At 55.4% G+C, this 14,594-nt stretch carries 9 protein-coding genes and 1 pseudogene; 6 read left to right on the forward strand and 4 right to left on the reverse strand.

The genetic code is table 11. The features are described from left to right. Positions 1 to 9 precede the first annotated feature (9 nt). From OSO_RS0121600 to OSO_RS44510, 3 genes are all read right to left on the reverse strand, one after another. Complete coding sequence (locus tag OSO_RS0121600) at positions 10 to 753, reverse strand: hypothetical protein (protein ID WP_010585209.1); 744 nt, start codon at positions 751 to 753, stop codon at positions 10 to 12. A gap of 233 nt (positions 754 to 986) precedes the next feature. Then, positions 987 to 1,262: a hypothetical protein gene (locus OSO_RS0121610; RefSeq protein WP_029247303.1), complete on the reverse strand. Its 276-nt coding sequence runs from the start codon at positions 1,260 to 1,262 to the stop codon at positions 987 to 989. A 360-nt stretch (positions 1,263 to 1,622) separates the two neighbouring features. Beyond that, positions 1,623 to 2,552: a formylmethanofuran dehydrogenase subunit C gene (locus OSO_RS44510; RefSeq protein ID WP_010585212.1), complete on the reverse strand. Its 930-nt coding sequence runs from the start codon at positions 2,550 to 2,552 to the stop codon at positions 1,623 to 1,625. An 86-nt stretch (positions 2,553 to 2,638) separates the two neighbouring features. Between OSO_RS44510 and OSO_RS44515 the strand changes: the two genes are divergently transcribed. The 4 genes and pseudogenes from OSO_RS44515 (at position 2,639) to OSO_RS44530 (ending at position 10,927) form a co-directional block, all read left to right on the forward strand. Further along, positions 2,639 to 3,265, forward strand: a complete 627-nt coding sequence (locus tag OSO_RS44515) for a molybdenum cofactor guanylyltransferase (RefSeq protein WP_010585213.1) — start codon at positions 2,639 to 2,641, stop codon at positions 3,263 to 3,265. Between the two features lie 384 nt (positions 3,266 to 3,649). Continuing rightward, positions 3,650 to 3,739 (forward strand): annotated as a pseudogene (locus tag OSO_RS52665) (MJ0042-type zinc finger domain-containing protein); the annotation flags it as partial. A gap of 96 nt (positions 3,740 to 3,835) precedes the next feature. Beyond that, the gene (locus OSO_RS48370; RefSeq protein WP_237729322.1) at positions 3,836 to 6,010 is read left to right on the forward strand and encodes a trypsin-like peptidase domain-containing protein; all 2,175 of its coding nucleotides are present in this window, start codon (positions 3,836 to 3,838) and stop codon (positions 6,008 to 6,010) included. Positions 6,011 to 6,109: 99 nt separating this feature from the next. Continuing rightward, positions 6,110 to 10,927 carry a PVC-type heme-binding CxxCH protein gene (locus tag OSO_RS44530; protein ID WP_010585216.1) on the forward strand — a complete coding sequence of 1,606 codons (4,818 nt, stop codon included), beginning with the start codon at positions 6,110 to 6,112 and terminating at the stop codon, positions 10,925 to 10,927. 418 nt (positions 10,928 to 11,345) lie between these two features. On the opposite strand, the gene OSO_RS0121640 is transcribed toward OSO_RS44530, so the two are convergent. Next, positions 11,346 to 11,939 (reverse strand): HdeD family acid-resistance protein, encoded by a 594-nt coding sequence (locus OSO_RS0121640; protein WP_010585217.1) that lies wholly within the window; start codon positions 11,937 to 11,939, stop codon positions 11,346 to 11,348. 632 nt (positions 11,940 to 12,571) lie between these two features. Here OSO_RS0121640 and OSO_RS0121650 point away from each other — a divergent pair. Both OSO_RS0121650 and OSO_RS0121655 read left to right on the forward strand, forming a co-directional pair. Continuing rightward, complete coding sequence (locus tag OSO_RS0121650; protein ID WP_010585219.1) at positions 12,572 to 13,534, forward strand: fatty acid desaturase; 963 nt, start codon at positions 12,572 to 12,574, stop codon at positions 13,532 to 13,534. After that, positions 13,531 to 14,568 (forward strand): alpha/beta fold hydrolase, encoded by a 1,038-nt coding sequence (locus OSO_RS0121655; protein WP_010585220.1) that lies wholly within the window; start codon positions 13,531 to 13,533, stop codon positions 14,566 to 14,568. Before OSO_RS0121650 ends, OSO_RS0121655 begins: the two co-directional genes overlap by 4 nt. Positions 14,569 to 14,594 lie beyond the last annotated feature (26 nt).

Genomic DNA, 14,594 nt, shown 5'->3' on the forward strand with positions numbered 1-14,594 from the left:
GGTACGCGTTCACGGCGTCACCTTCGTATCATCCCGCAAATTGTCCGGCATCTCGGCGTTCGCGGGCTCGCCAATGTCAGACATTGCGGCCGCGGGGTACACATACGGCAGTCGCAATTCTTCGGCCGTGTAGGTCCCCAGCGCCGTCTCGGTAAAGAGCGTGGGGTCATTCAGATTCCGACCGATACGCACCTGCTCCTGCGTCGGAAGTTCATGCACAATCTGCGTCAGCGAGACACGTAAAGCGCCTGTGTCACGACAGAGATTTCGAGCGAGTGCCCGCTCGACAAACGGCTGTGACTCCTCAGGACCATTCCCCAGGAACTCGGTCAGCATGAAATATCGGTGATAAAGCAGGCGGGGAAATGTGGATCGATCGGGAATTCGGCCCGTTTTCGTCGTTCCATCCGCGAATTCCAGCTTGTAAGTGACAAGCGTACTGGGACCGGGATCGGGTGCGAAAAAGTGAAATCCATGATCAAGATAGATCGTGTGAAGATACGGCGCCACGAAATCAAAACAGGATCGAGCCAAGGGCGATGACGGCTCAACCGATGCCGGACACACGAGGATGGCAAAGAGGTGAAACACCAGCCAGGCATTGATCAGAAACAGGAAATCCCGACGAAAGGGGATACTCGGCGATTCAGAATCGGGAGCACGCTCGACCAATTCGACCGGAGTGTCAGAAAGAGTTTCTTCGGTCGATACCGGGATGGCATCCCGTTCCGAAGCTGCAGCGTGTGGAGCCATGCTCCGCCTCGTCCAATCAATTCAAAAGCATAGAACGAGAGAGGCAAAGGGTGTGATTCCCTCGAATCGTTCTTGCAGGCAATCGTTCGCCGACAGCACAGTGTTTTGACTGATCGTCGGCCATGAACGAAATCAACAGAAAACCAAGTGATGAAGCGCCGAATTGGCTCCGACGCTTCATCATCAGTATTTCAAGCATCAAACAGCGAACGTCCGTGACCAATTGTGATCGATCACTCGCCCCCCGCGTGAAGACTACCAACTACCTCGGGAACCACCGCTCGAGCCGCCATTTGAGCCGCCGAGACCGCCTGTTGAACCGCGGCTTCCGTGTGAACCGCGCGAGCCGGTTGACTGGCGACGCTTGGTTCGTCCGCGCGACCCGGACGAGGCTCCACGTGATCCAGAAGAGCCCGAATGAACGGCCCCCGACGAACCACCACCACCAGTCGAGCCGCTTCCACCCGTTGAACCGCTCGACCCGTGTCGTCGGCCCGCTTCCGCTTCACCTGTCATGACCACGAAGGCCATCACCAGCATGACGCTCGCCAAAACAAATCCTGAACCCCACTTCAACATTGACACTCCCCCTCACATTCCATTTGCCAACGCAGACCTTAGAAAGGCGACCTCCGCCTTCCCAGCCCCGTCACCGCGCGTGTGACGAGCACGCGTGAGACCATTGCTATGCGACCGACGACTCAACACGTCCATTTGAACGTAAGGTCCGTCGAATCAAGCAAATTCAATGTCGGCGAAAGTAGCGGAGTAGGAAAGCTGGGTCAAGTTAGACGAATTGGAATTGTACGTCGATTGAGTCAACATTTCCGCCATCCGAAGCGGCAAGAAACGACATAAGCGCGTTCAATTCAAGTCGCGGAGGTTCCACATGAGTGGCGAAACAGGATTTCACCGCGCCCCAGTGAGACGAAATCACCCCGATGCGCGCTGAAGGTCGACTCCAAGAGCGATGCGTCAAATCGAAGCCCCCGCGCGGCAAGTGACTTCAAAATCACACGCAGGAATTGCGGCTGAAATTGGGACGCCAAACGGAAACTTGGCAGCAATTCGGGTTTCGGCAAGCCAAACACACCAATGGTACCGCGACGCATTCCGGCGCCCGGCCGACGCCCGCATGTTCCAAACACCAGAATCGTTCCGGCGATCATGTTAAAACCGACAACGTCACCGACCGATCCGCCAATCGCAATGAGCCCGCGGCGCATCGCCACGCCAACCTCATTCCCTGCGTTACCATCGACAAGAATCGTCCCGCCTGTCATTCCTCGATCAGATCCACGGTACCGAGCACCGACCAGATTGCCTGCATTTCCACGGACGTGGATTTGCCCGCCATGCATTTCGGCACCCAGGAACAAGCCTGCATCACCGTCGACAATCATCTCGCCGCCGGCCATTTCGCTGCCTGTATGCCTGCCAACCGGTCCGTGCACCCGAATCCGTCCGGCCTTCATCTGCGCACCGATGTAGTGGACGCCCGAAAGATCGCCTTCAAACGCTATTTCCTGATCACTGGCATCACCAGAAATGGAAAAAAACTCTCCGAGCCTTCGGGACTGGTTTCCGTGAAACACCTGAAACTCTTCAATTTCGGCGAGCGAGCGATCACGGGCCCAGTCTGGGGTGAACCCTTCAATCTCGAGAGGAATAGGCGACGCGCGATGATAGGAAAGTTTCAGCACCATCAGATCCAGTCTCGGCCAGTTCAATTCGTCTTCAGCAACAACGTGTTCGTAGACAACACAGCACAGGCAGTCCCAAGCATTCAGAAGCGACACCCCGGTTGCATCCAGTCACTCGATTTCGCCACACTACTTGTTTGGGCTCGATCTGACAATTCGCGAAAGAAACGACAGCGGCAGTCATGCAACAAGGTTCGATCATTCTGTGTGGGGGTCTGTCGACTCGGATGGGACGAGACAAAGCCACATTGCCGTTTGGCCCCGAACTGATGCTTCAGCGGGTCGTCAGACTTGTCTCCGAGCGGATTAATCCAAGACTTGTCGTTGTTGTGGCCGCGGCTAATCAGCAGCTTCCTGTTCTGCCGGCAAACGTGACAGTGGCCTTCGACAGCCAACCCAAACGCGGTCCACTGGAAGGACTGGCAACGGGATTACGCGCAATGCCCCAAGACGTCCATGCCGTTTATGCCACTAGTTGTGATACTCCACTGCTGAAGTCAGACTTCATCGAACGCATGTTCACGTGTCTCAATACGTATGATATCGCAGTCCCCGCTGATGGCACGCACGACCATCCTCTGGCAGCGGTCTATCGTCCCCGTGTATTGAGCGCGATCGAAAGGTTGATCAATTCCGGTCGCCTGAAAGCACGTCTTTTGTTCGACGAAGTCCCAACGCGGAAAGTGTCAACCGAAGAACTGCGTGAAGTCGATCCGACTCTCCAAACGCTGATGAATGTGAATCACGTCGAGGACTATCTGTCGGCTCTAGCTTTGGCCGGTTTCGCCGGAAGCTATTCAGAAGACTGATGACGACTTGTTCACCAGTGGATGATCAGCAGTTCGCAATCGCGACACGCAAAATGTCCCGATTCATGACGACAATTCACCGGAACGCCAGAATGCCAAATTCGGTGTCAACGTCAGTCCGAGTCGTCAGTGCTGCGTGCCGTGCGGATCGACGAACTTTCTTTCGATTCCAATTGTCATTCTGACGATGAATTGCCACACTTACGACATTCTGACATGGTCGCGTTTGGGACCTGCTCAGCTGGCTTTCACATAGACATTGGGACAGTAGAACAACCGGGTCAGATTGCGTCTTTGAAAGACCGTTAGTTTGATTTGATGCGAACCACGGATTTTAGGGGGCGTTCTGACCACCTTAGCACCTTCAGTCAAATCGGCAATGAGATGCAAATTCGTGTACAGTGCAAGAATTGCGACGCGAGCCTTCGTGTTACCGAGAAATCTCTCGGGCGAACGGTCCAATGTCCAAAGTGTGAAACGAAATTTCGGATCCCCAACTCCGCGTCGTCCTCGAGCCAATCCGACGACGACGACGAATTTGAAGGCACCTCGGCACCACAGCGCCGACCAGTGCCACGCCGACAACAACCTGCCAAGCGGGGCAGCAAGCAGTCGTCGCAGATGCCCTACGCCATTCTCGCAGGCGTCGGTGCGTTGCTGGTGGTTGCCATTGGCGTCTGGCTGGGTTTGAGAACGACCAATCCCCCCGCGCCCACCAAGCCAGATCAAATCGCCGGCACCGCCCCTGCGAACACGCAGTCTGAAAACAAATCTTTGACAACGGTTTCAGATGTGCCATCTCAAAATACAAGCAACACCCAAAACACTGGCAGTGCCGTTGTGACATCGTCGACCGTCACGACGACAAGTCAATCAGCACCGAGCCAACCAGCCGCCATTGCGAGTTCGACCGCCACCGCCCCCACACCAGCGAATGAAGGTCAAACTCCAGGAGCGCCAGCGGCAGCGAAACCAGAAATTACGGCGACGGAAAAAAGTAAAAGCCAAGATGCCGAAATCGATCTTTCGAATGTGATTGATCGAATCGGTCGAAGCGTCGTTCTCATCCGATTGACAGATTCCAACGGCCAAAACACGGGACTTGGCAGTGGATTTGTCATCAGCAAAGATGGCCTGATCGCAACGAATTTTCACGTGATGGAATCGGCAGCAAGTGCGGAAGCCGAATTTCGCGATGGGACGCGATTCAATATCAGTGGATACCGGGCGCACGACGAAAAACGCGACATCGCGATCGTGCAGCTTGAATCACCGCCCGCGGATCTTGAACCGTTGGAATTCGCCGACAGCTCAGACGTTCGCCAAGGTTCTTCAGTCATCGCAGTCGGCCATCCGCGCGGACTGCGATTTACGGCCACGGAAGGTATCGTTAGCGCGATTCACAAGACAAGCGAATTGCCGCCTGATCTTCGGCGACACATGGAATCTCCCGACGATCAAATCTGGATCCAGACCAACGCGACAATCTTTTCCGGGAACAGTGGCGGTCCCTTGCTGTCACGCTCGGGCAAAGTGGTCGGAATGAATTCGTGGATCACGCGCGACGTCAACTTTGGATTTGCCCTGGCTGTCCAGCATTTGAGTGATTTGAAAGTCAAAGTCACTGAAGCAGCGATTCCGCTCGCCGAGGTCAATCGACAATCGTCCGGCCACGATCCCAAACGAGTCTTGGGCACGCTCGCGCCGGGCGTCAAAACAGTCCTCGACGAATACCAGCGCAGCCGCGAAGAATTTCATGCCTTGCTTTCGCTTTGTAAGACGAACGAGGAACGTGAAAAACTGACCACAATGAAGAACCCCGCGCGGCAATTTGCGCCACGCCTCGTCAAGATCGCGACCGACTCGCCGAAGTCCACCGAGGCCTATCAGGCGCTGATTTATGCCGTGACTCTGTTGCGCCAATATCACCCAGAATCAACGGCCACCTCGCAACTTCAACAGGTGACAACGCAGCTTGTACGGGATCATATTGATGAGACCTCACTTGGAATCGCCGCACTGATCTTGAGTGAATCAAGACTGCCGTGCGTCCAACGTTTCTTAAAAGATCTGCTGCAATCGAGCCCCCATCGAGACGCGCAAGGCATCGCCTGCTTCGTGCTAGGTCGGCTCTTAGGAAGTAGTGAAAATGCAGTCGCCCGGAAAGACTCGATCAAACATCTGGAACGCGTGGTCAACGAATTCAGCGACGTTCTCGTCGGAGACCAGCCGCTGATCGACAGCGCCCAGAAAATGCTCTTCGAGCTTCAACATCTCTCCATCGGAACCGAAGCCCCTGAAATTGTCGGCAAAGATATTGACGGCAACGAAATCAAACTGAGTGACTTTCGTGGCAAGGTGGTCATGCTCGATTTCTTCGTCAACTGGTGCCCGTACTGCACGCAAATGTATCCGCTAGAGCGAATTCTGGTGGAGCGCTCACGTGATCAGCCATGCGTTCTGCTCGGCGTCAATTGCGACAAAGAAAGCGTCCTGCGAAATATCATCGACGACAAGAAAGTCACGTGGCAATGTTGGGCCGACGGTCAAGAAGGGCCGATTGCGCGCGAATGGCAAATTAGTGGCTACCCTGCGGTCTACCTGATTGATCACGAAGGGATCATCCGTTACCGCTCCAACGGCGTCCCGGATTCCGGAGAGATTGATAAGCTGCTGACCCAGATGACCAAGAAGGCCAACGAGGCGAAGGGAAAGGCAAAAAACCGAAATCGAACCACGCGATGAGCGATTGCCCCGGTTGCTGGGCCCATCGCAGAAGCGTAGACTGATGCGTTCCACCGCTGACGATTTCAAACCGTCAAAATTAGAGGAACGGCCCAGCCTATGAATCTGTATGTCTCGTTGCGCTCAATCTCCCATTGGCGAATTCGTCTTGCAATCGTTGGCGTATTCGTCTTCGTTCTTGGATCGAGTGTACGCGGCATCGCGGCCGATGCACCGGCTGCCGAAGGCGAGGACTTTTTCTTTATTCCGCCAGGCGCAACCCAAGCGGGGCACTCCAGAACGGCGGACGGACCGACGGCGGGTCGTCTGAAAATCACAGTTCGCGATGCTGCCACTGGCAAGCCAACCCCCTGCCGCATCAACGTCATTGGTGCCGACGGACAGTTTTACCAACCCGAAGAACATCACCTGAGTTTGTACTCATTGACGGGAGAATGGCCCAAAAAGAACGCGAAGGGGAATCGAGCCGGGAAAGCTCCCTATCGCTATCTGGGGCATTTCTTCTACAGCACCGGTGAAATCAGCCTTTCGGTTCCGGCGGGTGAAGTTCAGATTCACGTCTGCAAAGGATTTGAGTATCGACCACAGCAGATTCAGACTTTGATTGCCGCCGGGGCGTCGCTCGAAACAGACATCCAACTCGTTCGTGCCACCCCGATGTCAGATTGGGGATACTTCGGTGGTGACCCACATCTTCATCTGCCGCGAACATCAGACCGTGACGACGAAACCGCATTCGACTTGCTGGATGCAGAAGACATCTCGTTCGGAACCCCACTGGGATACAACGAACCGGCGGGCCCCTACTCAGGCTTCATGGACAAAATGGACTACCCGCAGTTCCGCGGATTGGGTCTTGCCTCCATCAAGTCCCGGGGATCCGTTCATATCCTGTCCGGACAGGAATATCGCAGTGCTCAGTACGGGCATCTCAACCTGTTCCTGCGCGATCGACTTGTCCTGGAAGGGCAGAGTCTGAATGCCGATGAGTGGCCGATCTATGGATTGGTTGGCAGCGAGACGCGATCTCAGGGGGGATATTCCATTCATGCCCACGGCGGTTATGGGTTAGAGATCTACGCCGACGCGGCACTAGGAACAGTTGATGCCGTTGAACTGCTGCAGTTTGGGATTTATCGCGGCATCGGCCTCACCGACTGGTACCATATGCTTAACGCGGGTTACGCATTCCCGTGTGTTGGAGCCAGCGACTATCCGGCATGTCGTTTTCTAGGAGATTGCCGTACCTATGTTTGGAGCGATTCGTCGCTGACCGAGACTCCAAACAATTCAAAATCGTTGCCGAAAATAAAGTCGACTCTCGAGTTTCCAACCTGGCTAAAGGCCGCGGCCAGCGGCCAGAGCTTCGTCACAACGGGTCCTATGCTGCTACTGGATGTCGATGGCAAACGGCCGGGCGAGACGATGACCCTCACGTCCAATGGTCGTATCACGGTGCAGGTGCGCGTCCGTTGCGACGTCACCGCCGTGACGACGCTCGACGTGATCTCGAATGGTGAAGTCGCAAAGACGATCAAGATTCCAGCCGACCAACAACAAGGTGTCTGGTTCACCGCACAAGTTCCCCTTGCACTGAACGAGCCGACGTGGATCGCCGCACGCTCCTGGTCGACCACGCCGGGAGGACAGCCTGACGCCGAATCGCACACGAATCCCGTTTACATTCACTTGGGGGGAAAGAAACCTTATCGACAGGCGTCGCTCGATGCTTGGATTCAGCGCATTGATGGTCAACTCGACAAACATCGTGCTCGCGACTTCGCACAGAAGTCGAAGGTCCTTGACTACTTCCAGCGAGCCCGAGATCTGCTGCTTCAAATACGGGTTCAGCATGGCTTGCGCAGCGATCAGGATCCACGCAAGCTTGCCGCCGAACTTGAGCAAGCTGATGCGCCGACACTCGCGGCAGACGTTTCACGTCCCGACGCAACGGACGAGGAACTGCGTGAGTTCTTGAAGCCGGTGCCTTCAACTCCACCAACAGAAGCGGTCAAATCCTTTGAAGGCATCGCCGGCTTCCAGATGCAACTCGTCGCCGCCGAACCACTCGTCGCAAGCCCCATTGCCGCCGCTTTTGACGAGAATGCCAACCTGTATGTCTGCGAGATGCGCGACTACCCCTATAAGCCCGGCGAGGGACTCGAACCGATCGGTCGCGTCCGGCTGTTGCGCGATACCAATCGTGACGGTATTTATGATGAAGCACATATCTTTGCCGACAAGCTGCTTTGGGCGGCCGGCGTCGTACCCTGGAACGGCGGTGTGTTCGTCGCCGCGTGCCCCGACATCTGGTACTTCAAAGATACCGACGGCGATTTTCGCGCCGACATCCAGCGTAAAGTCTTCACGGGTTTCGGTACCGGCAATCAACAGGCCATGGTCAACAACCTGGTGCTGGGAATGGATCACTGGATCTATGGCGCGACAGCAGGAAACGGCGGATTAATTCGACCTGGGAATGATCCGAATGCCGTGCCGATTTCCATTACAGGTCGCGACTTCCGGTTTAATCCCGTGACGGAGCAGTTCGAAGCCATCACAGGCACTGTCCAGTTTGGAAACACTTTCGACGACTGGGGAAATCGATTCGTCTGCAGCGAATCATCGCCGCTGCAGCAAATTATTCTGCCCGATCACTATTTGGCGCGGAACGCTTACTTGCCATCGCCTCGCGGCGTTCAAAGTATCGCCGCCCACCCAACGCCCATCTATCGGATCAGTCCGATCGAACGATGGAGACAGATTCGATCCAGCCGCCGGATTGCCAATAACAAGCGCAATGCGAACTCAGCCGGCGCGAGCCACCATGTGATCGATGCAGCAGCAGGAGTCACCGTGTATCGTGGTGGCGCATACCCGCCGGAATTCTACGGCCAAGCCTTCGTTGGCGACGGGCAAAACAATCTGATTCACCGGCGAGGGATGATTCCAGACGGTGTCCCGTTCAAATCCGAACGAATCGACCTGCAGACAGACTTCATTCGGTCACCTGACATCTGGTTCCGCCCCGTCAATCTGATCAATGCGCCAGACGGGACTCTGTACTGCTGCGACATGAATCGGGAAGTGCTCGAATCGATTCACATTCCTCTTGATGTCGTCAAACATCTTGATTTGAAAAGCGGTCGAGACAATGGCCGAATTTACCGCATCGCTCCACCTGGTTATACGTTTCCCGCCCCGCCGCAGCTCAGCAATGAAACCAGTGAACAACTCGTGGCATTGCTGGAAAGCCCGCACGTCTGGTGGCGAGAAACGGCGCTCAGGCTTCTGCATGAACGACAGGATCGATCGGTCGTCGGCCCGCTCACCATGATGGCACAAAACAGCGAGCGTCCCCAAGCACGTCTACTCTCGTTGTGGTCTCTCGAAGGGCTGAACTCGCTGACCCCGGACTCCATCGCGAAGGCATTGCTCGACCCACACCCGGGTGTGCGAGAAAACGCCGTCCGACTCGCAGAAACACAGTTCAAATCGGCGCCAGATCTGGTCAGTAAAGTCGCTTCCCTGGCCGATGACGACACTGCGCGAATTCGTTTCCAAGTCGCCTTTAGTTTGGGAGAATCCGATTCACCGGTCGCGGTGGCTGCATTGTCTCGAATTGCGCGTCGCGATGGCGCAGATCAATGGATCAGGACGGCCGTACTCAGTTCGGTGGCCCAATCGGCCGACAAGTTGTTCATGGAATTGATGAATCCCCCCTTTGAAAGCAACTCCGCAACGATCGCGATGCTGGGACAACTTGCGCAGGTCGTGGGTGTCCGTAACCGAACTTCCGAACTCGCAACGACACTCAATGCGATTGCATCCGGACCTCTCGCGCACGACGTGTCGGCGAGCGACCAGATCCTGCAGCAACTGGGAAATGGCATTAAACGGGCAGGGGGGACGCTGGCCACCAGTGACAGCCAATCCGCGGGATCAGCACTGCTTCAGCTGTGCTTGAAGCGGAGCGAAGTCACAGCGTCGAATGCACAAGAGAGCGTAGATCGACGCGTGTCCGCGATCAACTTGCTCAGTTGCGCTAGGTCGGATGCCCATCGCAGGCTGTTCGAAGAACTATTGGCCGTCGAACAACCGGAAGCCGTTCAGCTCGCCGCAATTCGCGCACTGGCGGACGACTCTGATCACCGCGTCGGCGGTGTCGTGCTTGCCTATTGGCGAACGTTCACTCCAGAGTGCCGCCGCATCGCACTTGGCGCACTTCTGTCCCGAGAAGACGGAACGCTTGCGCTGCTTGAAGCGGCGTCACGAGATGAGGTATCAGTTGCCGACATCGAAATGAATCGTCGCGAATTGCTGCTCAAACACAAGAATCCCTCAATCCGACAGCTTGCGAAAAACTTATTTGGGTCGATAGGACAGCGGGCTCGTCAATCGGTGGTTGACGAATACAAAGCCGCCCTGACGCTGGCGGGGCAGCCCGGAAATGGCAAGGCCATCTTCGAAAAAACATGCATAGCCTGCCATCAACTGGGCGAAAAGGGATACGCAATCGGCCCGAATCTAGCGTCATCACCAGCCCGCGAACCCGCAGCTCTTCTGACGCATATTCTCGATCCGAACCAGTTCGTGCTTCCGAACTATTTGCAGTATGTCGTACTGGATAAAAACGGCCGTACCTATACGGGACTGCTCGCGAGCCAGACTGCCACCAGCATCACGTTGAAGAAGGAGCGGGACGAGACGATCACCATTCTACGAGGCGACATCGAGGAACTGGCCAGCAGCAACAAGTCGTTGATGCCGGAAGGTCTCGAGAAAGACATGACACACCAGGCGATGGCCGATCTGATCGCCTATCTCAACGAAACGGCAACGCAGTCGCCTGGAGATCCGAACGCCACACGCGACTTCGGTACTCTGCCTGGACTGATCGAGACGCAGCGTGATTGATACGGAATGATCTTTCGTTCCACGCCACTGTGCTATGAATGATGTGTTCAGTGAGTTTTGTGAGCCACCGGAGAGCGAAACATTCAGCCGGGCTGAGATGCATTCCGGCGTGTTGATTTCATCGCCGAGCGCGAGTAGTCTCGAGAAGGCGACCTCTCGTTCTTAAGCCATCTCGTGGTTGAAGTTATGGGGACAGGCACCTTGCGGAGCCCGTCCCCATAACTTCAACCACTCCCGTTCGCTCTCGGATCTTCGACTTGAGTTGTCTCGCCTCATTCCATGTCCGTGTGACAGCTTCACGACAATTGGTCCGCGCAAGAAGACCTTCACGGCGTCGCCAATCCGGGCTCGCTCTGAGTGAGTTGTCAGACCGAGATCTTCGAGTGGCCTTCCTAACGCTAACGCGTATCTTCAACAGTCACGCGGGGGGATTGCCGGTCCCGGCTTGCGGCAGTTGCCGTGCCGAGATACCGAGCATGATTAGAGACCAGCCGTTAAACAGCATGTCGATTCCGACGAACAGACCTATCACCCAGAGTCCAGAGATCGGCCAGTCTTGAACGATCATGGCCCCCAGTGCGAGATTGATGATCCCGTGTAGCGTCAACCAGAACGCATGATGAAAGCGGATCGCAAATGACATCGCGATTCGAAATAGCCCCCCGACAATCAGGAACATCGCGATCAACAGTGTCAACGCCGCCGCGCCGGCAACGGGATTGGCGACAATCAATGTCCCCGCGCCAACGCTCAACAGCCCAATCAACAACTCCATGAAGAAGCCACCCCAACGATTTGCCATAACGGCGTGCCCGGCCTGCAGAATTCCGCTAATGATCATCAGGCAACCAACAAAAGTGACGGAGGCAATTGTGAACATCACCGAATACGAGAGTGCGATCGTTCCCAACACAACCAGCAAGACGCCCAAGGCGATGAACCAGCCGGATCGCTTCTTGAGTTCATCGAGGCCAATCTGATGCACAGACGTAATGACCATTTCCGATGACATAGCCGAGCCCTTATTTCCGAGATGTGTGTCGAGATGACGTCAGTTGACGCGAATCCAGCCTAACGCGTTCTTGAGCGAACCCCAATGCAATGAGCATCTCAACCAGGAATGATGTTTCGCATTTCGTAAAAGTTCCCAGTCCGAAGCGCGGGGAATAGGCACATTTTCCCGAGGCATGGGAATCCATCGTGCTTCGACCCGAGCAGTCCTTTCCCGACCTGTGAACAGTTGACGCGTTTCGCACGGCGATGCATTCGGCGAATTGAACCGATGAGAACTTGCTTTCAAATGAATGCATGACACGCATCGGCCACGATCTGACCATTGACGTTCACGGCCATCCCGCCTTGAGGTCTTCTGTGATCCGCTTCACATAACCGAAGTTCGAACAATCAAACCTAAAGTGACACTTGTCGAGGTGTCGGCACGGTTTTACGCTCACAACACAGACGTCGATACGCTCAGTAAGTCGCATGACGCTCAACCGCCTTAAGCACCACACCCATTCTGTTCTGACATGTTCGCAAGATTCTTGATTCGTTGATCTGCTCACCGCAAGTTCATCAACAGGTCAATTCCGCTTTGTAGATCTACTAGTAATCCCCCTTCGAGTCTCCATAAGGTGCCATGCGATGGGTTCCGAGAATGCGCCCAATCTCGACGCAGTTGACATGGGAACAGCGGCCCTCCCTGGCCGAAATGTGCTGGAGATCTCCGTCCTTCGATCACTGAGCATTCGTTCGGACCTGCAGGGCTACGCACGATTTGGAGCCCACTTCGGATGTATGGCGCTGACTGGTATTTTGATCTGGATGGCGACACCGAACTGGTATCTGATGATCCCAGCCATGATGCTGCACGGATTCACGATCGTCACGATGTTCGCGCCGATGCATGAATGCGTGCACAAAACCGCATTCGCGACACCCCTCTTGAATGAGATTTTCGGATGGATCGCGGGACTGTTGAGCTTCTACAACTTCACCTACTACCGCTACTACCACACGTGGCACCACCGGTACACGCAGGACCCCGAACGCGATCCCGAGCTGATGTCTCCCAAACCACGGAACGTCTGGGAATATCTGGTCGAGATTAGCGCGATCACCTTCTGGTGTAATCGACCTCTGATGTTCATTCGCCTGGCCACCGGACAAACAGGACGGTATCCATTCGTTCCCGAAAATGCCCGTCGAAAAATCGCGATCTCAGCATCGATCCAGCTTGGAGTTTATGCCACGGGGCTTGTCTCGATCGCACTTGGCCACACCGCCGCTCTGTACTACTTCTTTTTGCCAGTCCTGCTGGCCCAACCCTTGCTGCGCGCGATTCTGCTCGCGGAACATACCGGGTGTACTTATGACGAAAATGGTCTTACCAATACGCGAACGACTCTCACGAACTTTCCCATTCGTTTGCTGATGTGGAACATGCCGTACCACACCGAGCATCACCTGTATCCGTCGATCCCGTTCTATCAATTGCCGCGTGCACACGATGAACTGAAAACCAAACTCGCCCATCTGGCTCCCAGTTATGTCGTGGCAAACCAGATCATCATCCGAGCTCTCGCTCAGGCGAAACAGGAGGCATGAACGTGGCGAATGCGTCATCCAGTTCATCCTCCGGTGCAACCTGCGAACTGTTTCTTCTTGAAAACTTTCGACTGCAGTGTGGCGAGACGCTGCGCGAAGCGAGACTCGCGTACAAGACGTATGGCACGCTGAATCGCGATCGATCGAATGTCGTCCTTTACCCAACCTCGTACGGCGCCCATCATTCGGATATCGACTGGATCGTTGGCCCAGAACGAATCCTCGATTCGTCGCGTTATTTCGTCGTAATCCCCAACATGTTCGGGAATGGACTCTCGACCTCACCGAGCAATACCGAAGGTCATTGCACACCTCCGTTCTCGCACGTCGATAATGTCACTGCCCAGCGGCGCATGCTGAATGACGTCTTCGGAATTCGGCGGCTGGCGCTCGCTTATGGATGGTCGATGGGTGCTCAGCAGGCACTGCACTGGGGAGCATTGTTCCCCGATGCGGTCGAGCGGATTGTCGCCGTCTGCGGCACCGCGAAGACGACGCCGCACAACTGGGTCTTTCTCGACGGCCTGCGCGCAATCCTCATGGCAGATGACGCATGGGCGGGTGACCACTTTACTCATCCACCACAAGCAGCATTGAAGGCCTTTGGGCGGGTATATGCCGGGTGGGCACTGTCACAAGCGTTCTATCGCGAGCAGATCCACCTTCAGTTGGGCTATGAATCGCTCGAAGACTTTCTGGTTCGGGACTGGGAAGCCAGTTTTTTACGACGCGACGCGGGCAACCTGCTGTCGATGATCGACACCTGGAAACGGTCAGACATCAGCAACAACGCAACGTTTGACGGCGACATCGGCCTTGCGCTCAGGTCCATTGCAGCAAAGACATACATCATCCCGGGGCAGACCGATTTGTATTTCACATCAGAAGATTGCCAGCGCGAAGCACAACAGATTCCCCGTGCGACATTTTCTCCCATACCGTCAATCTGGGGGCATCGAGCCGGCAACCCCGCCAAGAATCCGGCGGACCAGACGTTCTTGAGATCCGCCGTCGCCGAGATTCTTAGTGCCTAAAGGCTTACAAAAAAAGAAAACGTCGT

Origin of the sequence: Schlesneria paludicola DSM 18645, assembly GCF_000255655.1 — a bacterium.
GTDB lineage: Bacteria > Planctomycetota > Planctomycetia > Planctomycetales > Planctomycetaceae > Schlesneria > Schlesneria paludicola.